This window comes from Rhabdaerophilum sp. SD176 (assembly GCF_030143245.1).
Lineage (GTDB): Bacteria > Pseudomonadota > Alphaproteobacteria > Rhizobiales > Beijerinckiaceae > Rhabdaerophilum.
The window spans coordinates 412,046-437,237 of the sequence record NZ_JARJNS010000003.1; the positions used below are offsets into that span (position 1 = coordinate 412,046).

Here is a 25,192-nt window from a genome sequence, read left to right on the forward strand (position 1 = left end):
CCCATGCCTGATCTTCTGTTCGAACTCTTCTCCGAGGAAATTCCGGCCCGCATGCAGAAGCAGGCCTCGGAGGATCTGAAGCGCCTCGTGACCAACGCGCTGGTCGAGGCGGGCGTGACCTATGAGGGCGCGCAGGCCTATGCGACGCCGCGCCGGCTGGCTTTGCATGTCGTCGGCCTGCCGGCCCGCCAGCCGGATACGCGCGAGGAGCGCAAGGGCCCGCGCGTCGGCTCGCCCGAAGGCGCGGTGCAGGGCTTCCTGAAAGCGGCGGGCCTCGCCTCGCTTGATCAGGCGAAGATCGAGAGCGATCCGAAGAAGGGCGAATTCTACGTCGCCGTGATCGAGAAGCCGGGCCGCCCCACTTTGGACCTGCTGGCCGAGATCCTGCCGGCGACGATCCGCGCCTTCCCCTGGCCGAAGAGCATGCGCTGGGGCGCGGCCAGCACCTCCTCCGCGTCGCTGCGCTGGGTGCGACCGCTCCGCGCGATTCTCGCCACCTTCGGCGCCGAGACCGAGGAGCCCGAGATCGTCCCCTTCGCGGTGGACGGGCTCGCCGCCGGCAACATCACCTATGGCCACCGTTTTCTGGCGCCGGCGGAAATCCGCGTGAAGCGCTTCGAGGATTACGCGGCGAAGCTCGAGGCGGCGAAGGTCGTGCTCGATCCCGCCCGCCGCAAGGAGATCATCCGGCAGGATGCCCGCAACCTCGCTTTCGCGCAGGGGCTTGAGGTTGTCGAGGATGAGGGCCTGCTCGATGAGGTGGCGGGGCTGGTCGAATGGCCCGTCGTGCTGATGGGCCGCTTCGAGGACGCCTTCCTCGACGTGCCGGGCGAGGTCATCCGCGCCACGATCCGCGCCAACCAGAAATGCTTCGTCCTGCGCGGCCCCGATGGCCGGCTCGCCAGCCGTTTCCTGCTGGTCTCGAATATCGAGGCGAAGGATGGCGGCGCCACCATCATCGCCGGCAATGAGCGCGTCATCCGCGCCCGCCTCTCCGATGCCAAGTTTTTCTGGGAGACCGACAAGAAGGTCTGGCGCGAGGATACGGGCTTCACCCGGCTGGAGCGCTTCAAGAACGTCACCTTCCACGAGAAGCTCGGCAGCCAGTGGGATCGCATCGAGCGCATCCGCGCGCTGGCAAAGGAACTCTGCGCCGTCACCGGCGCTGACCTCGAGAAGGTCGATCTCGCCGCCCGCATCTGCAAGCTCGACCTGCAGACCGAGGTTGTGGGCGAATTCCCGGAAGTGCAGGGCCTGATGGGCCGGATCTATGCCGGGCAGATCGGGCTCGACCCCTCGGTCGCCGCCGCCTGCGAGGAGCATTACAAGCCGGTCGGCCCCGGCGATTCCGTGCCGAAAGACCCGGTTTCCACTACCGTCGCGCTGGCGGACAAGCTCGATACGCTGGTCGGGTTCTGGGCGATCGACGAAAAGCCAACGGGCAGCAAGGACCCCTATGCGCTCAGGCGAGCGGCGCTGGGGGTTATTCGGCTGCTGGTGGAGAATGGGGTGAAGGTGGGCGTCACCAACTTGGTTTCTTGGACGCATCCCAGAATCTATCGTCGCGCAGACTTTGTTCTCCGATATGTAAAAAAAGATCAAGATGACTTATTTGATGTCCCTTCTTGGCACATGGATATTGGCCCAAGGTACGATGAAGAAGGCAATGAATACTATTATTTTGATGATGTGAAATACGCATCGAATGAAGATGTCTATATATATAAGGACCATCTGATTGGCGATGACGATCTGTTTTCTTTCCGCCTGCAGATCCTGAAAGACCCCAACGGAAATGGAATGGATCGTAGGGCAGAAATTGCGGCTAGTTGCCAAAGGTTCTTGTCTTTAGAGAAAGTCGCTTCCGACCTCCTCTCCTTCTTCCATGACCGCCTGAAAGTCATGCTCCGCGACCAGGGCGCACGGCATGACCTCGTCGATGCCGTGCTTGGCAATGGCGAGGCCAATGACGACCTCCTCCTCGTCACCCGCCGCGTGAACGCCCTCGGCCACTTCCTCGAAACCGAGGATGGCACGTCGCTGCTCGCCGGCTTCAAGCGCGCGGCGAATATCCTCCGCGCCGAGGAGAAGAAGGATGGCGAGGGCGCCTTCGAGGCGGCCGCCGACCCCGCACTCTGCCGCGAACCGAGCGAGAAGGCCCTGCTCGAGGCGCTCTCGAAAGCCGGCGAGGCGGCGGGCATCGCGCTCGGCAAGGCCGATTTCGAGGCGGCGATGCGCGCCATGGCGGCGCTGCGCGGCCCGGTCGATGCCTTTTTCGAGGCGGTCCTCGTCAATGCCGAGGATCCGGCCATCCGCCGCAACCGCCTTGCCTTGCTCGCCACGCTCCGCCGCGTGACGCGGCAGGTCGCGGATTTCAGCCGCATCGCGGGGTAGGGCCGGGCCGCCCCGTCACCCGCGATTCCGACATTCGGTCAGGCCTGCTGCCCTTTTGGCGTGATCTTGACGCAAGAAGGCAAAGCGACAGTCTCGCCAAGGCCGGGAATCTGGCCTAGGCTCGGGGCAACCTTGGAGCTTTCCCATGAATGCCACCGCTTCCCGCGCGCTTGCGCCGGGCCTGATCATCCTTGCCGGCTGCGCCTGTTCGATGCTCACCTTCGGGCCGCGTGCCACGATGGGCTTCTTCCAGCAGCCGATCATCTCCACCCATGGCTGGGGCCGCGATGTCTTCGCGATGGCCCTCGCCATCCAGAACCTGCTCTGGGGCGTCGGCCAGCCCTTCATGGGCGCCATCGCCGATCGCTTCGGCACCCTGCGCGTACTCTGGGTCGGCGCCAGCCTCTATGCCGCCGGCCTCGCGCTGATGACCGTGGCGGGCGACCCGCTGACGCTGAACCTCACCGCCGGTGTGCTCATCGGATTCGGCCTCGCCGGCTCGTCCTTCAACCTCGTCCTCGCCGCCTTCGGCAAGCTGCTGCCGCCGGAAAAGCGCTCGATGGCCTTCGGCGCCGGCACGGCCGCCGGCTCCTTCGGCCAGTTCCTGTTCTCGCCGCTTGGCGTGGCGCTGATCCGCGATTACGGCTGGCAGAATGCGCTGCTGATCTTCGCCGGCCTGACCATGCTGGTCCTGCCGCTGGCGCTCGCCATCGCCACACCGCCCCAGAAGCAGGCGGCTGCCAATGCCGCGCCAAGCGCCGACAACCAGTCGGTCAAGCAGGCGCTCAACCAGGCCTTCCGGCACCGCTCCTATGTGCTGCTGGTGCTCGGTTTCTTCACCTGCGGCTTCCAGCTTGCCTTCATCACGGTGCATCTTCCGTCCTATTTCAAGGATATCGGCCTGCCGCCGGAAGTGGGCGGCTGGACGCTGGCGCTGGTCGGCATCTTCAACATTGTCGGCTCGCTTTCGGCTGGCTGGCTCGGCAACCGCATGCCCAAGCGATGGATCCTCGCCGCGATCTATTTCGCCCGTTCGGTGGTGACGATCGGGCTGCTGCTCTCGATCCCCTTCGTCGCGCAGCCGGTCAGCGTTTTCGGCATCGTGACAACGGTCGGGGTGCTCTCGGCGCTGACTTTCGGCGCCTTCACGGGGCTGCTCTGGCTCTCCACCGTGCCGCCAACGGCCGCCCTCGTCTCGATCATGTTCGGGCCGCGCTACATGGCGATGCTCTACGGCTTTGCTTTCTTCTCGCACCAGGTCGGCGCCTTCCTCGGCGTTTGGCTGGGCGGCCTGCTCTTCGAGCGCACCGGCAGCTATGACGTGGTCTGGTGGCTTTCCGTCGGGCTCGGCGTGGCTTCGGCCATCATCAACCTGCCGATCATCGAGCGCGCCGCGCCGGGCCGCTGGCAGCCCCAACCGGCCTAGGCCGGCGGGTTGGAAATGTCGTCGCCTTCGATCAGGCGGCGGCGCTTCGTCAGCTCCGCACCGAAGAACTCGAGAAAGGCCCGCACCCGCGCGGCCTTCTTCAGATCCGGATGGGTCAGAACCCACAGGCCGGTATCCGAGGAAATGCGGAGCGAGTGGATCCGCACAAGGTCGGGCAACTGGTCGCCGATGAAGCAGGGCAGGGTTGTCATGCCGAGGCCGGCCTGCGCCGCGCTGGCGAGGGTGGAGACCATGTTGACCTTCACCACCACGCATTCGGGCGGCACTTGCCCGGAAATCCAGCGCCCGCCGGCGGTCATCCCGATCGGATCGCCGAGGCCGACCCAGCGGGCCGGCTTGCGCAGCAGGCTCTCGGGGTGCGCCAGGTCCGGCTTCTGCTCGGCAACGAAGGTGCGGCCGGCATAGCAGCCCCAGCCGATCGTGGCGACGCGCCGCCCGACCAGCGAAGGCGGCGGATCGACCGAGGCGCGGATGGCCACATCGGCATCACGCCGCGACAGGTTCAGGGCGCGGTTATCGATCACAAAATCGAGCGTGATTTCCGGATAGCGCTGGCGGAAAGCGCAGAAGATCGGCGAGACGAGATGCGAGAAAATCGTGTCTGTCGTCGTCACCCGCAGCTCGCCCGAGGGGCGGACATCCTGCCCGGCAATCCGGCGCTCGAATTCAAGGATGGATTCGGCCATCCGGCTGGCCAGCGCCACCATCTCCTCACCCGCCGAAGTCAGCAGGTAGCCGGAACGGGCACGCTCGAAGATCCGCACGCCGAGATGCTCCTCAAGCGTGTTCAACCGCCGGAAAACCGTCGAATTGTTGACACCGAGGGCTTCCGCCGCGCCACCGAGGGACCGGTGGTCGGCAATGGCGCGGACGAGGCGGAAATCATCCCAGGCGAGTGGCTGCATGGCGGATCACAGATTGTATTCGTTATACAGTATCAAGAACTATCTCCGCATGATTTATCAACTTTTGGCAAGGGTGTCCGAGGCGTCGGAACTTGCCGTCTCCCGCGGTGCCGCAGCGCGCGACAGCCTGTCCTGGATCGCCTCGCCAAGCCCGGTGCCCGGCAGCGGTGCCACGGCGATTCCGGTGCTGGGCACCGAATCCAGCACACGCAGGCAGCCATAAAGCCGTGACGCCGCCTCCGCGAGATCGCCCGATCGCGACAGATTCAGCCTGGCCACGGGCTCTGCACCACCCGGTTCGGCCGAGCCGAATCCGAGATAGGCCTCGCCCGGGCGAAGGGCTGTGGCGTTAAGTCGCACGCCATGCTGCGGCGCGTAATGGGAGCTCAGCCGCCCGGGGGCGAGCGGCCGGCCGGGATCGGCCGAAGCGGTTTCGAGCGGCCGGCCCAGCTTCGCCTCGATTGCCTCGCGCGGGACGCCGCCAGGGCGAAGAAGCGTGACCACGCCGCCGAGGCAGCCGACAATCGTTGATTCGACGCCGATGGGCGTGGCCCCGCCATCGACAATCGCCGCAATCCGGCCGGCAAGGTCCTCCTCGACATGGCGCGCATCGCTGGCCGAGACATGCCCCGAACGGTTGGCGCTCGGCGCGGCGACCGGGCGGCCCGCGGCCTGAAGAATCGCCTGCGCCACCGGATGATCCGGGACACGGATCGCCACCGAATCGAGCCCGGCCCGGGCCAGTTCGCAAACCGGCCCACCGGCACGGGCGGGAACAACAAGAGTCAGCGGGCCCGGCCAGAACGCTTCCGCCAGAACCCGCGCTTCCGTCGGGAACTCGCCAAGCGCGAGGGCCTGATCGAGGCTGGCGACATGGGCGATCAGCGGGTTGAAGCGCGGGCGGCCTTTGGCAGCATAAAGCTGCGCGATGGCCTGCGGGTCCGTGGCATCCGCGCCGAGCCCGTAGACGGTCTCGGTCGGAAATGCGACGAGTTCACCTCCGGCCAACATGGCCCCCGCACGGGCCAGATCTTCCGGCCGGTCGGTCAGGACAAGTGTCGTCGCGGTTGGCGAATGCATGGGACATCTTTGAGGCAAGTTACCTCATGTCTGCAACACATCTTTGTCGGCCAGCTGACTGCGTTGACCGCGCCGGAAGTCTAGAAGGAAGGCCTTGCCATCCGGCACGAAACCAGATAGTTTATATATGAACTAAATCAGGGCTGCGCGCTTCCGCCTGTCGGGGAGGCTTGCTAGACCTTCGTCAGCACGGAACGAGGCCGGGTAACGGCCTGCATCGGGGAGAGAGGCCATGACCTACCGCGCGCCAGTCGAGGATATCCTGTTTGCCATGCGCCATGTCGCCGGGCTGGAGCAGGGCATCGCCTCGGGTCTCTATGCCGATCTGGCCGATGGTGTCGCGGAGGCGATCCTCGACGAGGCCGCCAAATTCGCCGAGGGCCGGCTCGCGCCGCTCAACCGCGTCGGGGACAAGGAAATGGCCCGCCTGGTCGATGGCACCGTCCGTATGCCCGCCGGCTTTGCCGAGGCCTATGCGGATTGGGCCGCCGGCGGCTGGGCCAGCCTTGCGGCCGATCCCGAATATGGCGGGCAGGGCCTGCCGACCCTGCTCAGCGTCGCCTGCAGCGAGATCTGGAACGCGGCCAACATGGCCTTCGCGCTCAACCCGCTCCTGACGGTCGGCGCGGTCGAGGCCCTGACCGCGCATGGAACCGAACAGCTCCGGCAGACCTACCTGCCCAAACTCATTGCCGGTGAATGGACCGGTACGATGAACCTGACCGAGCCGCAGGCCGGCTCGGACCTCAACCTGCTGACCAGTCGCGCCGAGCGTGCGGACGATGGCTCCTACCGGATCTTCGGCCAGAAGATCTTCATCACCTATGGCGACCACGAGATGACGGAGAATATCATCCATCTCGTCCTCGCCCGCCTGCCGGATGCCCCGGCCGGTACGCGCGGCATCTCGCTGTTCCTCGTGCCGAAATTCCTCGTCAACCCGGATGGCAGCCTCGGTGCCCGGAACGACCTGCGCTGCCACGCGCTCGAGCACAAGCTCGGCATCCATGCCTCGCCAACGGCCACGATGATTTTCGGCGATGCCGGCGGGGCCATCGGCTATCTGATCGGCGAGGAGAACAAGGGCCTCGCCTGCATGTTCACGATGATGAACAATGCCCGCCTCGGCGTCGGAGTACAGGGTGTCGCCGTTGCCGACCGCGCCTATCAGCAGGCCCTCTCCTATGCGCGTGACCGCAAGCAGGGCCGCGCCGTCGGGGCGCCGGCCGCCTCGCCGATCATCGAACATCCCGATATCAAGCGCATGCTGATGGAGATGCGCGCCAAGATCGCTGCCGCCCGCGCCTTGTGCTTTGCCACGGCGTCCGGGCTCGACCGGCATCACCGGCTGGAAGACGAGGAGGCCCGCCGCATCGCACATGAGGAAGCCTCGATGCTCACCCCGGTGGCCAAGGCCTTCGCGACCGATATCGGGACCGAGGTTGCCTCGCTCGGCGTCCAAATCCATGGCGGCATGGGCTTCGTCGAGGAAACCGGCGCCGCCCAGCACTACCGCGATGCGCGCATCCTCGCGATCTACGAGGGCACGAATGGCATTCAGGCCATCGATCTTGTGACCCGCAAGCTACCGCTTTCCGAGGGCCAGCGTGTCGCCGCGATGATCGCCGGCTACCGCGCCTCAGCAGAGCGGGCCCGCGCCTTCAACGATCCCGCGCTCAACGCCATCGGCACGCGGATCGGCCGTGCCGTCGATGCGCTGGAACGCGCCACCGGCTTCATGCTCGCGGCTCTGAAGGGCAACCCGAATGCGGCTTTGGCCGGCGCGACCCCCTATCTCCGCCTGTTCGCGCTTGCCGCCGGCGGTGCGTATCTCGCCGACGAGGCCATGGCGGCTGCCGCCGCCCGACAGTCCGGCGAGACGGATCCGCGCCATGAAGCACGTATCCGTGATGCCCGCTTCTTCGCTGAAAATCTCGCCGTCGGTGCCGAGGGCCTCGAAACCACGGTGGTCGAGGGAGCCGAATCGATCACCTCGGCCTTTGCCAGCGCCGCCGAATAGGAGCCCGCCATGTCCGAACCTGTGCTCGCGCGCCATGAGGGCGCCGTCCTCGTGCTCACCCTCAACCGGGCCGAGAAAAAGAATGCCCTGACCGGCGCCATGTATACGGCGCTGACCGAAGCCATCGAATCCGCCAATGCGGATCCCGGGCTTGGTGCGATCCTCATCCTTGGCCAGCCTGGCATCTTCTGTGCGGGCAACGACATCAAGGATTTCATCGGTTTCGCCATGAGCGGCAGCCTCGGCGGCCCGATCCTCGGCTTCCTGCGCGCGCTGGTCGCCAACCAGAAGCCGCTGGTCGCCGCGGTCGATGGCGGTGCCATCGGCATCGGCACCACGATGATCCTCCATTGCGACTACGCCCTCGCCTCCGAGCGCGCGATTTTCGCCACGCCCTTCGTCGATCTCGCGCTCGTGCCGGAAGCCGGATCCAGCCTGATCGTGCCGCAATTGATGGGCCAGCGCCTCGCCTTCGAGATGCTGGTCATGGGCGAGCGCTTCGATGCCGCCCGCGCCCGCGAGACCGGGCTCGTCAACCGGGTTGTTGCCAGCGGTGATATCGAGACGGAGGCTCTCGCCGTCGCCGCGCGCATTGCCGCCAAGCCGCGCGAGGCTGTCGCCATTTCGCGGCGGCTGATGCGGGGTGATCCTGAGGCTTTGCTGGCCCGGATTGACGAGGAGGCCGCAGCCTTCGCCCAGCGTCTGGGTTCGGCCGAGGCGCGCGCCGCCTTCGAGGCCTTCCTGTCCAAACCGAAATCCTGAAAGCGGGGATCGCCGTGAAAACCGACGCCATGACCACCACCACCAGCCTGCAGGGCAAGACCCTCTTCATCACCGGCGCCTCGCGCGGCATCGGCCTCGCCATTGCCCTGCGCGCGGCGGCCGACGGCGCCAACATCGTCGTTGCCGCCAAGACGGCGGAAGCCCATCCGAAGCTCGAAGGCACGATTTTCACGGCAGCGGAGGAGATCGAGAAGGCCGGCGGCAAGGCGCTGCCGCTCCAGCTCGATATCCGCGAGGATGCTGCGGTCGAAGCCGCGATGGCCAAGGCCGCGCAGCATTTCGGCGGCATCGATATCGTCATCAACAATGCCAGCGCCATCAATCTCGCGCCGGTCGCGGCCCTCGAGATGAAGCGCTTCGACCTGATGCACCAGATCAATGCGCGCGGCACCTATCTCGTGTCCCGCTCGGCCTTGCCCTATCTCGTCAAGGCGGCGAACCCGCATATTCTCATGCTCTCGCCGCCGCTCGACATGAAGACGAAATGGTTCGCTGGCCATACCGGCTATTCCATGGCGAAGTTCGGCATGAGCCTCGTTGTGCTCGGCCTTGCCGGGGAAACGCGCGGCAAGATCGGCGTCAACGCGCTCTGGCCGCGCACCACCATCGCGACGGCGGCCGTGAAGAACATTCTCGGCGGCGATGCGCTGATGCGCTCCAGCCGCTCGCCGGATATCCTCGCCGATGCGGCCCATGTCATCCTCACCAAGGATGCCAGCAGTTTCACCGGGAATTTCATCATCGACGATACGTTCCTGGCGGGCGAAGGCGTTACGGATTTCGATCGTTACCGCGTTGATCCGACCCAGCCTCTGGCGCCGGATTTCTTTGTTCCCGACGATATCCCGCCGCCGGCCGGTGCCACCTATGGCCCGCTGAAATAAGCGGGAAAGCGGCACGATTCCCCCTTGCCTCCAGCGCCCGGATCGGCTGGATAGCGGCAGAAACGGCAGCGTGAGGCGGGGGCCGGCATGATCATCATCCATCTCCCGCAGGGAGCTGAAACCGACCCGGTGCGTCGTCGCGAGGAGCGTTGCAGCTTCGAGCGTCGCGCGCTTGGGACGGGTGATCCCGTGCCGTCGGAAGCCATCTGGATCGACATGGTCGAGCCGACGCGCGAGGAGGATCGCCGGGTTGAACTGGCGCTCGGCATCGAGATCCCGACGCGGGAGGAAACCCGCAACATCGAGCCCTCCGAGGTGCTCTATGTGGAAAACGGGGTGCGGTACATGTCGGCGCGCATCCTCTGCCAGTCCGGCACGGAAAGCCCGACCCTCGCGCCGATCTCCTTCATCCTGAAGGATCATACGCTCGTTACGGTCCGCTATGACGAGCCGCGCTCGTTCCAGATGTTCATCAACCGGATGGCTCGGCCCGGCGCCGGCACCCCATCCGGCGATCACATGCTCATCGCGCTGTTCGAGACCGTGATCGACCGCGCGGCAGAGATCCTCCGCCTGACCGGCGAGCGGATCGACGAGGCCTCCTCCGCCGTGTTTGACGCCAATACCGCCAGGCGTGCCGACGTCGAGACCTTCCGCAAGACGCTCAACACGATGGGGATGGAAGGAAACCGGATCTCGAAAGTCCGGGAAAGCCTTGTCTCGATCGAGCGCATGCTTCTTTTCCTCAGCGCAAATACCGCCGGCGCGACCTTGCCGGATGATTTGCGGGCCGATGTAAGGACGACTCTGCGCGACCTGCAATCGCTTGAGGACCACGCCACGTTCCTCTCCCAGAAAATCCAGTTCCTGCTCGATGCCGTGCTGGGCCTTGTCAGCCTCGAGCAGAACAAGATCATCAAGATCTTTTCGGTGGCGGCCGTGGTCTTCCTGCCGCCGACGCTGATCGCGTCGTCCTATGGCATGAACTTCAAGAATATGCCTGAGCTTGAATGGCAGTTCGGCTATCCGATGGCCCTCGGCCTGATGGTCCTCTCGGCTGTCTGCACCTATTTCTTCTTCAAGATCAAACGCTGGCTGTGAGCGCGGTGCCATGTGTGGCCGCTTCGCCCTGACGCTGCCGCCGGAAGCCGTCCGGGCCTATTTCGGCTATCGGGACCAGCCGAATTTCCCGCCCCGCACCGATATCCGCCCCACCCAGCCGGTGGCGATCCTCCGGCTCGAACAGGGGGAGCGGCGCTTCGCCCTCGTGCGCTGGGGCTTTATTCCCGGCTTCGTCAAGGACGAGAAGGATTTCCCGCTTTTGATCAACGCACGCGGCGAGACGGCCTTCGAGAAGCCCTCTTTCCGCAACGCCATCCGCCGCCGGCGCTGCGTCTTCCTCGCGGATGCCTTCTACGAATGGCACAAGCTGGACGAGAAGGGGCGGAAGAAGCAGCCCTATCTCATCCGCCGGCCTATGCAGGGCCCGCTCGCCCTTGGCGGCATCTGGGAAAGCTGGCAGAGCCCCAACGGTTCCGAACTGGAGACGGCCGCCATCCTCACCATCTCGGCCAATGCCACCATCGCGGCGATTCACGAACGGATGCCGGTCATTCTTGAACCCGCCGCGTTCGAATCCTGGCTCTCGGCCGAAACGCCGCGCGAGGCTGTGGAAGCCATGATGCGGCCGCTGGCCGATGACGCGCTGGAACTGGTACCGATCACGAAGGTCGGCGCGGACGAGCCGGGCTTGCTGTAGATCGAAGGGCAGAACCTGCCGAGTGGACCGGACACCTGGAGGGACGCCATGACCGATCAAGTCCTGATCATTCTCGCTTGTTCAGGCCTCGGCATCATCCTGATCTGGGCGCTAAGCAGGCCGCGGCGCGAAAAGGATCGCCGCGACCGCCGCGACAGCGGCAGCAGCAGCGGCGGAGAAGCCGGAGGGCATACCGGGCTGGGCACTGATTCCGGCGATGGCGGCGGCGACGGTGGCGGGGATTGACCCGCCCGTTACCGCGTGAAGCCTGCCACCAGCTCCACATGCGGCGAATGCCGGAACTGGTCGACGGGGGTGACGCCGGTCAGCCGGAATCCTGCCGCGACCAGCACCTGCGCATCGCGGGCGAAGCTCTCCGGATCGCAGGAGACATAGGCCACCCGACCGATCCGGGACTTGGCGATCTCGCGGATCTGGGCCTCGGCACCCTGCCGGGGCGGATCGAGCAGCACCGCATCGAAGGGCTTCAGCTCCGGCGCGAAGAGCGGCCGGCGGAACAGGTCCCGCGCTTCCGCCACGGCGGGCTTGCCACCGGGATTGGCCCGGATCGAGCGCTGGAAGGCCTCGATGGCGGGTCGGTCGGAATCGAAGGCGGTCACTTTCATCTTCCGGGCCAGTCGCAGGCCGAACGGGCCCAGCCCGCAGAACAGCTCCGCCAGATGCTTCGTACCCACGAGAATGCCGCCGGCAAGACCCGCCAGCTTGGCCTCGGCCTCGGCCGTTGCCTGCAGGAACGATCCTGGCGGCACGAACAATGTCATGCCGGGCTGGTCGACCATCGCCACGCGGGGCGGGCGCGGCTCGATCAGCCTCTCGCCATGCAGGGTCAACCGCGCAAGCCCGGTTTCCATGGCAAGGCCGACCAGCTTCTGGCGCAAGGCCTCTGGCAGCGGACCGGAGCCGCGCAGGTCGAGGTCCAGCCCGTCAAGGCTGGCTGTGGCCTGCAGATCCAGCGGCTTGTTGAAGCCGCGCAGGACATGGCCGATCCGCCGGGCAAGGTCGGGCACCGGCGCAAGCGCTGGCACCAGCAACGGGCAGGCATCGAGATCGACCAGCTGGTGGCTCCGCGCCTTCATGAAGCCGGCAAGAATGGCGATGCCATCCGGCCCTTCGTTGCGGCGGATATGCAGTGTCACGCGGCGCCGGCCGGCGCCATGCGCATCCCGCGTCGGGGCGATCGCTGTCTCGATCCGCACGCGCTCCAGCGCATGGCGGATGCGCTCGCGCTTCCAGAGCGCAACCGGCTCCGGCGACCAATGCTGGAGGGCACAGCCGCCGCACTGGCCGAAATGCCGGCAATGCGGAGCCACCCGTTCCGGGCTGGACGGATCGAGCGACAATATGTCGGCGCGGCCTTCCCCCACCATCGCACGGACCGACTCGCCCGGCAGGGCATAGGGCAGCGGATAGCTCACGCCCTCATGCACGGCGATGCCATCGCCGCGATTGCCGATCCGTTCCACGACAAGGCGGGCTTCCTTCATGGCGATTTCCGTCCGATCAGCAGGAATTCCTGATTCCCGTCGCCGCCGGTGATCGGCGAGGGCAGCATGGCGAGCACCTCGATGCCGAGCCCGGTCAGGGCGGCTTCAACCTCGTCCAGCACGCGCCGATGCACCGCGGGATCGCGAATCACGCCATGCTTGCCCGCGCCGGGGCCCGCCTCGAATTGCGGCTTGACCAGCACGATCAGGCCGCCACCCGGCCGGAGTCGCCCCAGCCCGGCGGGAATCGCCTTGGCCAGCCCGATGAAGGACAGGTCGGCCACCAGCAGGTCGACCGGTTCGGGAATCTCGGCCTCGCTCACCTGCCGTGCATCCAGCCCTTCGAGATTGACGACGCGGGGATCGGCAGCCAGCTGCGGATGCAACTGCCCATGGCCGACATCAACGGCATAGACGCGGCGCGCGCCCCGTTGGAGCAGCAGGTCGGTGAAGCCGCCGGTCGAGGCGCCGAGGTCAAGCGCGACATGCCCTGCCGGATCGAAGGGGGCGGCATCAAGCGCGGCGCGGAGTTTCTCTCCGGCGCGGGATACGGTAGCAAAGGGGCGCTCGGCGGAAAGGCTGACCGAGCTCTCGAAAAGCCGGGAGGGTTTGTCGACGCGCTTTCCATCCGCGACCACCAGCCCGGCCTCGATTGCCGCGCGGGCCAGGCTGCGGGTGGCAAAAAATCCCTTTTCAACAAGCAAATGATCGATCCGCTGCCGGGCCATGAAAAAACGTCGCCTCGTTCGGCATCCGGTATGCGGCGCCATGGGTAACAGGACAAGGGAATTCGGGAACGGCCCTCCGCTGCCCTCGAATTCTCCGGTCAATTTTCTGGAGAGACACAATGAATTCGACCCTTTCTCGCCGCCTTTTCCTTGCTGGCTCCGCTGTCGCGCTCACGCTGCCGGCCACGCATCGCGTCTATGCCCAGGCCGCCACGCCACCGGCCGGGCCTTTCGCCACGCCGAAGCTCGGCTATGCCTACAACGCGCTTGAGCCGCATATCGATGCGATGACGATGGAGATCCATTCGCAGCGCCATCACGGCGCCTTCATCACCAACCTCAACAACTTCGCCAAGGATCACGCGATGATCGGCAAGACCCCGGTCAGCCAGCTTCTGGCGAAGTGGCAGGAACTGCCGGAAGCCATCCGCATGGGCGCCAAGAACAGCCTCGGCGGCCATGCCAACCACACGATGTTCTGGGAAATCATGACGCCGGGCGGCGCCAAGGAACCGATGGGTGACCTGAAGGCTGCGATCGACCGTGATCTCGGCGGCTTCGACAAGCTCAAGGCCGATTTCAACGGCGCGGGTGGCCGCCTCTTCGGCTCGGGCTGGGTCTTCGTGACCGTCAACAAGGACGGCAAGCTCGCCCTCGCCTCGAAGCCGGGCCAGGACAACCCGATGATGGACGGGCTGATGCCGCTCTTCGGCAATGATGTCTGGGAACATGCCTATTACCTGAAGTACCAGAACCGCCGTGCCGACTATCTCAACACGTGGTGGAATGTCGCCAACTGGACCAAGATCGGCGAGCGTTATGCCGCCGCCAAGGCCGGCAAGCTGGCGATCTGAGGCGCCTTCAGGGCCTGCCCGCCGGGCAGGCCCTATTCCTGACGTGCCGGGCCGGGGCTCCCCAAGGCCGCGACCGCCTCGGCAAACTGGTCAAGCGCCCCGAGCCCCTTCGGCGTCAGGCCATAGACGCCCCGGCTCTCGCGCTGGAACCAGCCATAGACATCATCCTGCAGGATCGCCGCTGCCCGCGTAACGCCGGTTTGCTTGCGCAGGCTGGCCACCTTGGTTGCGCCTGCCCCGGCCAACAGCGCGGCGATCCGCAGCGCATCCTGCCGGTAGGCCGTCATGCGCGGCCGGCGGGTGCTTCCGCCGATATTCGGATCGCCGACGCGATGGGCGAATTCCTTCAGCAGCAGCGTCGTGCGCCGAGCGTTGCGCCGCGGCTGGTAGGGCAGGGGGTCGGCCAAGGGCTCGACGAAATCGCCCGTGACCACCAGCACACCGAGGCCAAGCCGCTTGCACAGCTTCACGATATCGCCCTTCTGGCGCCGCTTCGGTGGGCCGAAGGCGAGATAGACGGCATCACTCATGGCCTGCCGGTCGACGCCCTGCAGCAAAAGCGGCAGCGAGAAGCCTGTCTTCATCTCGACAATGACGGGCGCCTCGTCACCGCGCACCGCGACAATATCGCAATCGCGGACCTCGCCTTTCACGGCATAGCCCTGCCGCTCGAGAAACAGCTTGATCGGTCGGTAGAGATCGGTTTCGGCCATGACTCATGGCCTAACCCGTTGCGCTGATTCGAGAAAGCCGGCCGATCTCAGGCCCGCACGGCCGTGCTCGCGCCGGCCTGGCCGAGTGCCTCGCGCACCTTCGCCACGATGCCCTTCGCATCGAGCCCCGCCTCGGCATACATCTTTTCCGGCTTGTCGTGATCCTGGTAGCAATCCGGCAGCACCATCGAGCGGAACCGCAATGCACCATCGAGCAGGCCTTCATCGGAAAGGAACTGCACCACCTGCGCCCCGAACCCGCCGACCGAGCCCTCCTCGATCGTCACCAGCACCGCATGGCCCTGGGCGAGATCGCGCACCAACGCCGTGTCGATCGGCTTGGCAAAGCGCGCATCCGCGACCGTGGTCGAAAGCCCGAGCTTTTCCAGTTCGTCCGCCGCCAGCAACGCTTCCTGCAGGCGCGTGCCGAGCGAGAGCAGCGCGATCTGGCTGCCCTTTCGGATTATCCGGCCCTTGCCGATCGGGAGGATCTCGCCGCGCTCCGGCATTTCCACACCGACACCCTCGCCGCGCGGATACCGGAAGGCGATCGGGCCCGAATCATGCGCCACCGCCGTCGCCACCATATGGCAGAGTTCGGCCTCGTCCGCCGCCGCCATCACCACCATGTTCGGCAGGCAGCAGAGATAGGCGAGATCGAACGCGCCCGCATGGGTCGGCCCGTCAGCGCCGACGAGCCCGGCCCGGTCCATCGCGAAGCGGACCGGCAGGTTCTGGATCGCCACGTCATGGACCAGCTGGTCATAGCCTCGCTGGAGGAAAGTGGAATAGATGGCGCAGAACGGCCTGTAGCCCTCGGTTGCCAGCCCCGCGGCGAAAGTCACGGCATGCTGCTCGGCGATGCCGACATCGAAGGTGCGCTGTGGGAAAGCCTCGCCGAACAGGTCCAGCCCGGTGCCTGAGGGCATGGCGGCGGTGATCGCCACCACCTTGTCGTCCCGCTCGGCCTCGCGGATCAGGCTCTGCGCGAAGACCTTGGTATAGCTGGGCGCATTCGAGGGCGGCTTGGCCTGCTTCCCGGTGATGACATCGAACTTCACCACGCCGTGATATTTGTCGGCGCTGGCCTCGGCCGGGGCATAGCCCTTGCCCTTCTGCGTCACGACATGGATCAGCACCGGCCCGGTATCACTGTCGCGGACATTCCGCAGGACGGGGAGCAGGTGATCCAGATTATGCCCGTCGATCGGCCCGACATAATAAAAGCCGAGCTCCTCGAACAGGGTACCGCCGGTCCAGAAGCCGCGGCCGAATTCCTCGGTCTTGCGGGCCTTGTCGTAGAAGAACTTCGGCAACCTCTGCGCAAGCTGCTTCGCAACCTCCCGGAGCGAACGGTAGGTCCGGCCGGAAACCAGCCTCGCCAGGTACGCCGACATCGCCCCCACCGGCGGCGCGATCGACATGTCATTGTCGTTGAGGATGACGATCAGCCGCGAATGCATCGCCCCGGCATTGTTCATCGCCTCATAGGCCATGCCGGCGGACATCGCGCCATCGCCGATCACCGCGATGACATGGTTGTTCCCGCCGGCGAGATCCCGCGCAACGGCCATGCCGAGGCCGGCGGAAATCGACGTCGAGGAATGCGCCGCACCGAACGGATCGTATTCGCTCTCGCTGCGCTTGGTGAAGCCGGAAAGCCCGCCTCCCTGCCGCAGGGTGCGGATCCGGTCACGACGGCCCGTCAGGATCTTGTGCGGATAGGCCTGATGTCCGACATCCCAGATCAGCCGGTCGTGAGGCGTATCGAAAACATGATGGAGCGCCACGGTCAGTTCGACCACACCCAGCCCGGCGCCGAGATGCCCGCCCGTCACCGACACGGCATCGATCGTTTCGGCGCGCAATTCATCGGCGACCTGCCGCAACTGGCTCTGGTCCAGCCGTCGCAGGTCCTCGGGCGTCACGATCATGTCCAGCAGGGGGGTGTCAGCCGCCAAGGGAAAGCCTCCGGTTATCAGCCGCCTCATCTATCGGGTTGCGGCTGAACGTCAATGAGCAGAGGCGTCAAGCCTTTGGCAGCGGGATGAATTCGCTCTCGCCGGGCACACTGTCGAACCGGCCGGCAGCCCAGTCCGCCTTGGCCTGGTCGATCCGCTCCTTGCGCGACGACACGAAATTCCACCAGATATGCCGGCGGCCATCCATCGCATCGCCGCCGATAATCATGACGCGCGCATGGCTGAGCGCCAGGATCGAGATGCGGTCGCCCGGCTTGAAGACCAGGAGCTGGCCGGGGCGGAAAACATCGCCCGCAATGTCGATTTCGCCCGAGACGATATAGATTGCCCGCTCGGGGTAATCGTCATCGAGCGGCAGGATCGCACCAGGCGCCAGCATGGCCTCGGCATAGAGCGCGGGATGCGGGTACTGCACCGGCGATTCCTCGCCGTAGGCTGCGCCCATGATCAGCCGCACACGCTTGCCCTCGCCGGTGATGCGCGGCAATTCGCCTTCGGTATGGTGGATAAAAGCCGGGTCGGTTTCCTCCAGAGCCGCCGGCAGCGCCGCCCAGAGCTGGATGCCGAAGAGCCGCCGCGTCTCGGCCTGCCGTGCCTCCGGGCTGCTCCGCTCGGAATGCACGACGCCGCGCCCCGCCGTCATCAGGTTCAGCGCGCCGGGCGTGATATCCTTCACCACGCCGAGACTGTCGCGATGCCGGATCGAACCATCGAAAAGGTAAGTGACGGTCGATAGGCCGATATGCGGGTGCGGGCGCACATCCAGCCCTTGCCCAAGCAGGAATTCCGACGGGCCCATCTGGTCGAAGAACACGAAGGGGCCGATCATCTTCTTGCCGATCGAGGGCAGCGCGCGCCGCACCTGGAAGCCGCCGAGATCGCTCACGCGCGGCACGATCACCTGTTCGATGGCCGCGCAGGCCCGGGCATCACCGGGTTCGGGATCATCACTCGGCAGATGGGACATGAGAGCCTCCTCGTCAGGGTCCGGACCCCCGGAAAGATGGCGGCCGGCCGCCTGTCTGGAAAGGGCCGATGACAGGCTTGTGACGCAACGGCGCTGCCAGCTTCAGCGCTCGGGATCGAGCGGCGCGGCGCCCGCGGGCTTGCCATCCGGCCCGAGCTGGATCTTTGAAATCCGCATCTCGGCCTCGCGCAGCAGCGCCTCGCAGCGTTTTTTCAGCAACTCGCCGCGTTCGTATTTGGCGATCGAAGCTTCGAGGCTGACATCGCCGCGTTCAAGCTCGCCGACAATGGCCTCGAGTTCGGTCATCGCCTTTTCGAAAGGCAGGGCGGCAATATCGGCGGGCAGATCCTGATTCATGATCGCCACCCTAGTCCATCCCCCGGCCGAGGCAACTCTCGACGCCGCTTTTCCACGAAACTCAGCCGCTGCCGCGCGCGCTGAGCCGGAGCCCGGGCGCAGGCCGCTCGCGCAGGACCTCGCGCCGGAACCGGAACAGGGCTGCCGGCCGGCCTTTCGTCGTCGTCTGTTCGCCGGTCGGCTCGACCAGCCCGCCGGTTTCGACGAGGCGACGGAAATTCTGCTTGTGCAGATGATGACCGGAAATCGCCTCCACCTTCCGCTGGAGGTCGGTCAGTGTGAACTGGTCGGCCATCAGTTCGAACACGAGAGGCCGGTATTTCAGCTTGCCCCGCAGCCGGCCGAGCGCGGTTGCGACGATGCGGCGGTGGTCGAAGGGCATGACCTGGCCGAGCCGCAGGCGATCCGGCATTGCGGCCTGCCGCCGGTCCCGCCGGGCCTCGTCGACAAGGCCGGCCGAATAGAGAAGTTCGTAGCGCTCCAGCACCTTCTCCTCGTCGAAAGGCGTGCCGTCGACGCCGAAGGACAAGGCCAGCCGCTCCCGGCGCGTGAGGCCGCGCCCCTCCGCATCGCTGCTGGCCTCACCTTCGCCGGCCCAGCGTTCAAGGGCTGGCAGCAGCACCCGGTCAAGGATGTCCGGCCGCCCGCCGCGCCAGTCCTCCCACGGAAAGAACGTGTAGAGCGGCAGGAAATTCTCGCGCTGGGCGGCACCGGCCGCCATGCGGGTCAGCGCGAGATAGCCGATCGAGACGAGATGCGGCGCCGCCGCCTCGCCTGAGCCCTCGGGCAGCAGGCGGCCACGATCGCCGAATGTGTAGAGCTGCTCGACATAGCCGAGCGTGAGCCCGGCCTGTTCCTGCGCGAAACTGCGCAGCCCGAGTTCCAGGGTGCGGTGCCGGCCGGGATCGAACGGGCCCGAGGGCAGGCCGGGCGGCATCGTCGCCCCAAGGCTCGAGGCATAGACAACCGGGTCGTCCCCGCGCATGGCGAGGATAACCGCCGTCAGGTTGATCTCGATGCCGGAGCCCCCTGTCGCGATCATGGCTGGCGATGTGACAGGTCGAGGGCGAAGGGCACGCCGTCGAAGCAATCCTCACCGCGCCCGATCGTCTCCAGTGCGCGGATCATCCGCCCGTTCCGGCCCAGTGCGGCATCGGCGAGGGCCACAAGCCGGGCATTCGGCGTCGCCGTGGGTGACAGGCGGCGGATCTCGCCGGCCCATTCCGCCTCGTCCCGGTCCGGCCGCAACTGGCAGGCCGCGATGAAGGCGCCGGCGGTCGAGCGGCTCACCCCGGCATAGCAATGCACGACCAGCGGCGCCCTACGGTCCCACGCCTGGAAATAGCCGAGCAACTGCGCGACATGCTCCGTGCCGGGCATAACCTCGCCCTCGCGCGGCTCGGTAATGTCGGCGAAATCGAGCCTGAGATGCCGCTCCGGCGCAATGCCGGGCGGCCGTTCCACCTGGCCGATATTCTTGATCAGCGTCACCACGCCGGTGGCATCGGTCTCGGCCACTTTCCGGTTCAGCAGGCGCCAGGCGCAGACATGGATCACCGGCATCAGGCAGCCCCCTCATCCTGCAGGGGGCCGGGCAGGTCCAGCATGCGGAATCGTGCAAGAAACGCCGCCTCGGCCCGCCCGACCGGCCAGGGCTCGAGCAGGGCGCGGGCCTGCGCATCCAGCGGCATCGGCGCGCCGAAAAACTGCTGGGCCTCGCCCGGCTCGAAACCGGCCAGCCCCGTCGCCTCGTGATAGGCGGCGGCGCGGTCAGCCCGCTTGGCAAGATCCTGCGCAAGCTTGGTCATCGGCGCCGGCAACCCGAAGCGCCGCATCACCGCATCCAGCACGAGGCGCTCCGTCTCGCGATAGGCATCGCCGATCACCGCTTTGAAGGGCGAGATCATGTCGCCGATCACATATTCGGCTGCGTCATGCAGAAGCACGGCGAGCCGCGTGCGGCGCCCGGCCTGCGGGGCCAGCCGGCCTGCGAGATGGTCGACGAGCAGCGAATGCTGGGCCACGGAGAAGATTTCCGGGCCGAGCGTCTGCCCGTTCCAGCGCGCCACCCGTGCCAGACCATGCGCGATATCCTCGATCTCGATATCGAGCGGCGAGGGATCGAGCAGATCGAGCCGGCGGCCGGACAACATGCGTTGCCAGGCCCGGGGGGTGACGGGAGCGCGGGGGGAACGACGCGGCGCAGAAGGAGTTGTCATGCTCCTGATGTGCCGCGCTCCCTCCGAACTGGCAAGGGGATCGTGCTCAGCTGGCGAGCCGGACGTCGTCGCAGGGCCGGCCGGTTTCCCGGGGGCCCAGCACATCACGGATGGCCGACAGCATGGCCCGCGTCCGCTCGTCGGTGAGGGAGTAGAAGATCGTCGTCCCCTCGCGACGGGTGCTGACGATGCCGGCGGCCCGCATGAGCGCGAGATGCTGCGACAGCGCCGATTGGGCGATGTTCAGCCTGCGCACAAGCTCGCCGACGGCGAGTTCGCCTTCGAGAACAAGGTTGTAGAGGATCACGAGGCGGCGGCGGTTGGCGAGGATCGCCAGCAGCCCTTCGGCGTCTTCGCCATGATGGGTCAAGAAATCAAGCAATGATGAAACATTCATAATACAACTCCTGAAACAGGCGCGTTATATCACGAATTCAGAAGGCTTCAAGGGTCGAGGAAATTTATCCCATTTCGACCGAAAAACGGGCATAGCCGGGCCGGATAACGCGCACGGGAACGCCGCCCAGTGTGATCGCCTCGCCGGCCTTCAGCGCCTCCTCCAGCCGGTCGATCCGCATCGGAACAAGGCCACGGGCACCGAAACACTCGCCGCCGGTTCCCAGCACCCGATCGCCGGCCCGGCATTCCGCGCCGCCCATCACGTTGAAGCCGTTGAGCATCTCGATGATCATCGTGCGGGTGCGCGCCGTGCCGCGATGCTCCATCCGGCTCACCACCTCCTGGCCGATATAGCAACCCTTGCGGAAGGCCACGCCACCCAGCTGGTCGAGATTGACCTCGTGCGGGAAGGCCGCTAGCGCGAGGTAATCCTTGCCGCATTCGGGCAGTCCAAGGCTGATTCGCGCCGCGTGATAGGCCTCCTCGCCGGTGGCAAGCCCGGCCGGCAGCAGCGCTGCCAGCACCTCGCGCGGGCCGATCAGGCGGGCGCCCAGCTTTCCATCGCGCGGGTCATCGAACCCGTAATGCAGCTCGCCTTCCGGGGCAGGCACGCCGACGATGACGGCAACGCCGATTTCCGGGCCCAGCTGGTCGATCGCCACGGCGCTGCGCAGCCGGTAGAGGGTCAGCCGCCGGACGAGATCATCTGCCAGCCCGGCCGCGACATCGATCAGGTACATTGGCTCGTCATCGCTCGCATTGAAGACCAGCATGTCGGCGATGATCTTGCCCTGTGGCGTCAGCAAGGCCGCGGGCACGCCCTTGCCGATAGCGAGTCCCTCGATCTCGGCGGTCAGAAGGTTGTGCAGGAAATGCGCGGCCTCGGCACCGGACACGGCCAGCACGGCCCGGTCGGAGAGCAGGCAGGCGAAGCGGCTGGCCGGTTCCGGCACGGGGCTTGTTTCACTCATGCGAGCCAGATAAGTCCGGTTGGCAGGGCGAGCAAGCCCTGTCGTCACGCCGGAGGGAAAAGCCATGGCCGCAAGGTTCGATACGGTGCTGCACGGGGGCGAACTGGTCACGCCGGCAGGGCGGGGGCATGCCGATATCGGCATCGTCGGCGGTGTGATCACCGCGATCGGCGCCATCGGCACCGGCCAGGCGGCGACGGATGTCGATTGCCGCGGCCTCACCATCCTGCCGGGCGTGATCGACACGCAGGTGCATTTCCGCGAGCCCGGCCTGACCCACAAGGAAGATCTGGAAACCGGTTCGCGCGCGGCCGTGCTCGGCGGGGTGACGGCAGTGTTCGAGATGCCGAACACCAACCCGAACACGACGAGCGCCGAAACGCTGGCCGCCAAGCTCTCGGCCGCGCATCACCGCATGCATTGCGACCACGCCTTCTTCGTTGGCGGCACGGCGGAGAATATCGAAGAGATCCCGGCGCTGGAAAAGCTGCCCGGCGCGGCGGGGATCAAGGTCTTCATCGGTTCCTCCACCGGCAACCTGCTGGTCGAGGATGACGAAAACCTCGCCCGCATTCTGAAGCAGATCACCCGGCGCGCCTCGTTCCATTGCGAGGACGAGCCCCGGCTGCGCGCACGGATGGGCCTGCGTGAACCCGGCAACCCCGCCTCGCACCCGGTCTGGCGCGATGTGGAGGCGGCTTTGCTTGCCACGAAGCGGCTGGTGACGCTGGCCCGCCGCCTGGGAAAGCGCGTCCATGTGCTGCATGTCTCGACCGGCGACGAGATCCGCTGGCTGGTCGACCACAAGGATGTCGCCTCGATCGAGGTCACGCCGCATCACCTCACCTTGGCCGCGCCGGAATGCTACGAGCGCCTCGGCACCTACGCCCAGATGAACCCGCCCGTGCGCGACAAGGCGCATCAGGACGTCCTCTGGTGGGGCATTGCCAATGGCGTGGTCGATATCCTCGGCTCCGACCATGCGCCGCACACGCATGAAGAGAAGCACCATGCCTATCCGGCCTCGCATTCGGGCATGACCGGTGTGCAGACGCTGGTGCCGACCATGCTCGACCATGTGAATGCCGGCCGGCTCAGCCTCGAGCGTTTCGTCGATCTCTCGGCGCATGGTCCGGCGCGGCTGTTCAATATCGCCCGCAAGGGCCGGCTGGTCGTTGGTTACGACGCCGATTTCACGATCGTCGATCTCAAGCGCCGCGAGACGATCACCCATGCCTGGATCGCCTCGAAATGCGGCTGGACGCCCTATGACGGCAAGACTGTCACCGGCTGGCCGGTCGGCACGTTCGTGCGCGGTCACCGCGTGATGTGGCAGGGCGAGCTCACCGGGCCGTCGCAAGGCGAGCCGGTTGTCTTCGGCGATGCGCTCCCGGCCTGAGGAAGAAGCGATGTTCCAGTGCGATATTCCCGCCGTGCCGACGCTCCAGCAGGATGACGAGGCAATCCGCATCACGCGGTATGATTTCGAGCCCGGCGCGGTTACCGGCTGGCACCAGCATGGCTGGCCGTATTTCGTGATCATGCTGACGGATGGCATCCTGCGCATCCACAATGGCAGCGAGATCACCGATGTGCCGCTGAAACAGGGCCAGTCCTATATGCGCGCTGCCGGCATCACCCATGATGTGATGAACGGCTCCGACCACCCGATCGCCTTTGTCGAGATCGAAGTGAAGAACCCGGCCGCGCTGACCCGGATGATGCTGGCGTGATGAGGCGCCGACATGGAAAAGGGCCGGAGAACCGGCCCTTCGAGCATTCGTCAAACAAGGCCCGACCCGTCAGTTCTTCGTCGTCAGCGAATATTCGCCGGCCTTGATCCGGTCCGGCAGCTTTTCGGCGAATTTCGCCACGGCATCCTCGCCATAGCTCGCCACGAGCTCGACAAAGGCGGCAAAAAGCGCGGCATGGGCGAGGCAATCGCCGTCGATCCCGTCATACCGCCCTTCCGCGAAGGCTTCGCTCACATAGGTATAGGCCGCGCGACGCTGGTCGGCGTAAAGCGAATCCCGGGATTGGCCAAGCTCGTCACTCGTTTGCACGGTCGCCTTCCTGTCTTCTCGCCCCCGGCTTTGCCAGGTGGCCTGTCTTTCGTCCCGGCTTGATGCCGGTTCCGGAAGCGGTCCCCACCGCCGTCAGTCCCACCGGAGCGGGCAGAAGGACCCTAGACCGCCCGGCACGGGAACGCGAGCCTTCTGTTGAGATTTCGTTAACGCGGCGAATCGAGTTTGTGGAAAGTGGCTGCTTTGCATCAACTGCCGAAGCGGCGCTCGAGCTCGCGGGCCAGCCGCGCGGCCTCACGCGTCAGCGCCAGTCGGGCCGCTTCGGCCGCCGGCGTGCATTGCCGGTAAGTGGTGGCGTAATCCGAAAAGCCGGTATTGAACGCGCCGGCCATCTTCTCCCGCGCGCCGGAGGGCTCGCCCTCGGCCTCAAGCAGCACCTCCATCCGGGCCCGCCACGGATTGGGCTGGGCGCCGGGCTGGCAAAGCTGGCTGAGAAAGGCGAGGGCACCGACAACCTCCGAAAGGTCGACCAGCGGCTTTTCCTGCGCGGTCGAGACAGGCGGCGCCGGCCGGCTGGCGACCGGGTTCTCGCCTGCCGGCCGCCGGATCGAGGGGCGGGCCCGCAACGGCGCAACCGGCCCCGTCTGAGCCGGAGCGGAAGGCGTCAGGATGATGCGCGAGGGCGGCGTTTCCTGCGCCACGGACCGGATGCTTCCCGTCAGGGCAAGGAGCAGCATCGCACCGAGGATGGCAGACAGGTTCCGGCCAATCATCGCGCCACCATGGCGGCGGCCCGGGCGAGAATTTCCGGCAGGCGCCGCGTCATCGGCAGGTCACCCGGCGCATGCGGGTCAACCCAGAGCCAGTCGCTGACTTCGTCCGAGGGAACCGGCTCGCCGGAGCGCCAATGCCCGCAGAACGCAGCGATCACGGCATGGGCGCGGATTCCGCCCGTCTCATCCGCCTCGATATGCTCGACATGGTCGACAAAACCGACCAGTTCAGCCTCCAGCGCCAATTCTTCCTGCAATTCCCGCAAGACGCCGTCCCGCAAAGTCTCGCCGGCCTCGATCCGCCCGCCGGGCAGTGAATAGAGCCCGAGGGCCGGAGCCTTGGCGCGCTGGATCAGCAGCACCTTGCCGGCGCGGAAAACGGCGATCGAGGCAGCAAGGACCGGACGCTGGACGGCACTCATCCGGCG

27 protein-coding genes are annotated in these 25,192 nt (G+C 66.2%); 11 read left to right on the forward strand and 16 right to left on the reverse strand.

Going from position 1 to position 25,192, the window contains the following annotated elements; translation table 11 throughout:
* The first annotated feature begins 3 nt into the window (after positions 1-3).
* Both glyS and P0652_RS08690 read left to right on the forward strand, forming a co-directional pair.
* Positions 4-2,394, forward strand: a complete 2,391-nt coding sequence (glyS, locus tag P0652_RS08685; protein WP_284178386.1) for a glycine--tRNA ligase subunit beta — start codon at positions 4-6, stop codon at positions 2,392-2,394.
* A gap of 145 nt (positions 2,395-2,539) precedes the next feature.
* Positions 2,540-3,820 (forward strand): MFS transporter, encoded by a 1,281-nt coding sequence (locus P0652_RS08690; RefSeq protein ID WP_284178387.1) that lies wholly within the window; start codon positions 2,540-2,542, stop codon positions 3,818-3,820.
* Here the strand turns inward: P0652_RS08690 and P0652_RS08695 are convergent.
* Together P0652_RS08695 and P0652_RS08700 are read right to left on the reverse strand one after the other, a co-directional pair.
* The gene (locus P0652_RS08695) at positions 3,817-4,746 is read right to left on the reverse strand and encodes a LysR family transcriptional regulator (protein WP_284178388.1); all 930 of its coding nucleotides are present in this window, start codon (positions 4,744-4,746) and stop codon (positions 3,817-3,819) included. The two genes, P0652_RS08690 and P0652_RS08695, sit on opposite strands and share 4 nt — an antisense overlap.
* A 57-nt stretch (positions 4,747-4,803) precedes the next feature.
* Entirely contained in the window at positions 4,804-5,826 is a 1,023-nt protein-coding gene (locus P0652_RS08700) for an L-threonylcarbamoyladenylate synthase (protein WP_284178389.1), read from the reverse strand.
* Between the two features lie 232 nt (positions 5,827-6,058).
* Here P0652_RS08700 and P0652_RS08705 point away from each other — a divergent pair, with 232 nt between their 5' ends.
* From P0652_RS08705 to P0652_RS08730, 6 genes are all read left to right on the forward strand, one after another.
* The gene (locus P0652_RS08705; protein WP_284178390.1) at positions 6,059-7,846 is read left to right on the forward strand and encodes an acyl-CoA dehydrogenase; all 1,788 of its coding nucleotides are present in this window, start codon (positions 6,059-6,061) and stop codon (positions 7,844-7,846) included.
* A 9-nt stretch (positions 7,847-7,855) separates the two neighbouring features.
* On the forward strand, positions 7,856-8,608 hold the full coding sequence (locus tag P0652_RS08710; RefSeq protein WP_284178391.1) for a crotonase/enoyl-CoA hydratase family protein: 753 nt from the start codon (positions 7,856-7,858) through the stop codon (positions 8,606-8,608).
* A 29-nt stretch (positions 8,609-8,637) separates the two neighbouring features.
* A complete protein-coding gene (locus tag P0652_RS08715; RefSeq protein ID WP_284178583.1) occupies positions 8,638-9,513 on the forward strand; it encodes an SDR family oxidoreductase in 876 nt (291 codons plus the stop codon).
* A gap of 87 nt (positions 9,514-9,600) precedes the next feature.
* Complete coding sequence (locus P0652_RS08720) at positions 9,601-10,614, forward strand: magnesium transporter CorA family protein (RefSeq protein ID WP_284178392.1); 1,014 nt, start codon at positions 9,601-9,603, stop codon at positions 10,612-10,614.
* Positions 10,615-10,624: 10 nt separating this feature from the next.
* Positions 10,625-11,272 carry an SOS response-associated peptidase gene (locus tag P0652_RS08725; protein WP_284178393.1) on the forward strand — a complete coding sequence of 216 codons (648 nt, stop codon included), beginning with the start codon at positions 10,625-10,627 and terminating at the stop codon, positions 11,270-11,272.
* 48 nt (positions 11,273-11,320) lie between these two features.
* The gene (locus tag P0652_RS08730; protein WP_284178394.1) at positions 11,321-11,518 is read left to right on the forward strand and encodes a hypothetical protein; all 198 of its coding nucleotides are present in this window, start codon (positions 11,321-11,323) and stop codon (positions 11,516-11,518) included.
* Between the two features lie 8 nt (positions 11,519-11,526).
* Here the strand turns inward: P0652_RS08730 and P0652_RS08735 are convergent, their stop codons facing one another.
* Positions 11,527-12,777, reverse strand: a complete 1,251-nt coding sequence (locus P0652_RS08735) for a class I SAM-dependent RNA methyltransferase (protein ID WP_284178395.1) — start codon at positions 12,775-12,777, stop codon at positions 11,527-11,529.
* Positions 12,774-13,505 (reverse strand): TlyA family RNA methyltransferase, encoded by a 732-nt coding sequence (locus P0652_RS08740; protein ID WP_284178396.1) that lies wholly within the window; start codon positions 13,503-13,505, stop codon positions 12,774-12,776. The genes P0652_RS08735 and P0652_RS08740 overlap by 4 nt, the downstream gene beginning before the upstream one ends.
* A 119-nt stretch (positions 13,506-13,624) precedes the next feature.
* Here P0652_RS08740 and P0652_RS08745 point away from each other — a divergent pair, with 119 nt between their 5' ends.
* Entirely contained in the window at positions 13,625-14,359 is a 735-nt protein-coding gene (locus P0652_RS08745; RefSeq protein WP_284178397.1) for a superoxide dismutase, read from the forward strand.
* Positions 14,360-14,391: 32 nt separating this feature from the next.
* On the opposite strand, the gene P0652_RS08750 is transcribed toward P0652_RS08745, so the two are convergent.
* The 9 genes from P0652_RS08750 to ygfZ form a co-directional block, all read right to left on the reverse strand.
* Positions 14,392-15,072, reverse strand: coding sequence for a DUF2161 domain-containing phosphodiesterase (locus tag P0652_RS08750; protein ID WP_284178398.1), 681 nt, complete (start codon positions 15,070-15,072; stop codon positions 14,392-14,394).
* A gap of 47 nt (positions 15,073-15,119) precedes the next feature.
* Positions 15,120-17,033: a 1-deoxy-D-xylulose-5-phosphate synthase gene (dxs, locus tag P0652_RS08755; RefSeq protein ID WP_284178399.1), complete on the reverse strand. Its 1,914-nt coding sequence runs from the start codon at positions 17,031-17,033 to the stop codon at positions 15,120-15,122.
* A gap of 67 nt (positions 17,034-17,100) precedes the next feature.
* A complete protein-coding gene (locus P0652_RS08760; protein WP_284178400.1) occupies positions 17,101-18,021 on the reverse strand; it encodes a pirin family protein in 921 nt (306 codons plus the stop codon).
* A 102-nt stretch (positions 18,022-18,123) separates the two neighbouring features.
* On the reverse strand, positions 18,124-18,378 hold the full coding sequence (locus tag P0652_RS08765; RefSeq protein WP_284178401.1) for an exodeoxyribonuclease VII small subunit: 255 nt from the start codon (positions 18,376-18,378) through the stop codon (positions 18,124-18,126).
* A gap of 61 nt (positions 18,379-18,439) precedes the next feature.
* Positions 18,440-19,420 (reverse strand): NUDIX hydrolase, encoded by a 981-nt coding sequence (locus P0652_RS08770; RefSeq protein ID WP_284178402.1) that lies wholly within the window; start codon positions 19,418-19,420, stop codon positions 18,440-18,442.
* Complete coding sequence (locus P0652_RS08775; RefSeq protein WP_284178403.1) at positions 19,417-19,941, reverse strand: tyrosine phosphatase family protein; 525 nt, start codon at positions 19,939-19,941, stop codon at positions 19,417-19,419. The genes P0652_RS08770 and P0652_RS08775 overlap by 4 nt, the downstream gene beginning before the upstream one ends.
* A complete protein-coding gene (locus P0652_RS08780; protein ID WP_284178404.1) occupies positions 19,941-20,597 on the reverse strand; it encodes an HD domain-containing protein in 657 nt (218 codons plus the stop codon). The genes P0652_RS08775 and P0652_RS08780 overlap by 1 nt, the downstream gene beginning before the upstream one ends.
* 46 nt (positions 20,598-20,643) lie before the next feature.
* Positions 20,644-20,994, reverse strand: a complete 351-nt coding sequence (locus P0652_RS08785; RefSeq protein ID WP_284178405.1) for an ArsR/SmtB family transcription factor — start codon at positions 20,992-20,994, stop codon at positions 20,644-20,646.
* Positions 20,995-21,058: 64 nt separating this feature from the next.
* On the reverse strand, positions 21,059-21,967 hold the full coding sequence (gene ygfZ / locus P0652_RS08790; RefSeq protein WP_284178406.1) for a CAF17-like 4Fe-4S cluster assembly/insertion protein YgfZ: 909 nt from the start codon (positions 21,965-21,967) through the stop codon (positions 21,059-21,061).
* A 64-nt stretch (positions 21,968-22,031) separates the two neighbouring features.
* On the opposite strand from ygfZ, the gene P0652_RS08795 reads away from it, so the two are divergent.
* Both P0652_RS08795 and P0652_RS08800 read left to right on the forward strand, forming a co-directional pair.
* Positions 22,032-23,366, forward strand: a complete 1,335-nt coding sequence (locus P0652_RS08795; protein ID WP_284178407.1) for a dihydroorotase — start codon at positions 22,032-22,034, stop codon at positions 23,364-23,366.
* Between the two features lie 10 nt (positions 23,367-23,376).
* The gene (locus P0652_RS08800) at positions 23,377-23,700 is read left to right on the forward strand and encodes a cupin domain-containing protein (protein ID WP_284178408.1); all 324 of its coding nucleotides are present in this window, start codon (positions 23,377-23,379) and stop codon (positions 23,698-23,700) included.
* Between the two features lie 69 nt (positions 23,701-23,769).
* Here P0652_RS08800 and P0652_RS08805 read toward each other — a convergent pair whose 3' ends face one another.
* The 3 genes from P0652_RS08805 to P0652_RS08815 all read right to left on the reverse strand — a co-directional run bounded on the left by P0652_RS08805 (position 23,770) and on the right by P0652_RS08815 (position 25,186).
* On the reverse strand, positions 23,770-24,030 hold the full coding sequence (locus tag P0652_RS08805; protein ID WP_284178409.1) for a hypothetical protein: 261 nt from the start codon (positions 24,028-24,030) through the stop codon (positions 23,770-23,772).
* 209 nt (positions 24,031-24,239) lie between these two features.
* Positions 24,240-24,764, reverse strand: a complete 525-nt coding sequence (locus tag P0652_RS08810) for a TIGR02301 family protein (protein WP_284178410.1) — start codon at positions 24,762-24,764, stop codon at positions 24,240-24,242.
* The gene (locus P0652_RS08815) at positions 24,761-25,186 is read right to left on the reverse strand and encodes an NUDIX hydrolase (RefSeq protein WP_284178411.1); all 426 of its coding nucleotides are present in this window, start codon (positions 25,184-25,186) and stop codon (positions 24,761-24,763) included. Before P0652_RS08815 ends, P0652_RS08810 begins: the two co-directional genes overlap by 4 nt.
* Positions 25,187-25,192: the final 6 nt, after the last annotated feature.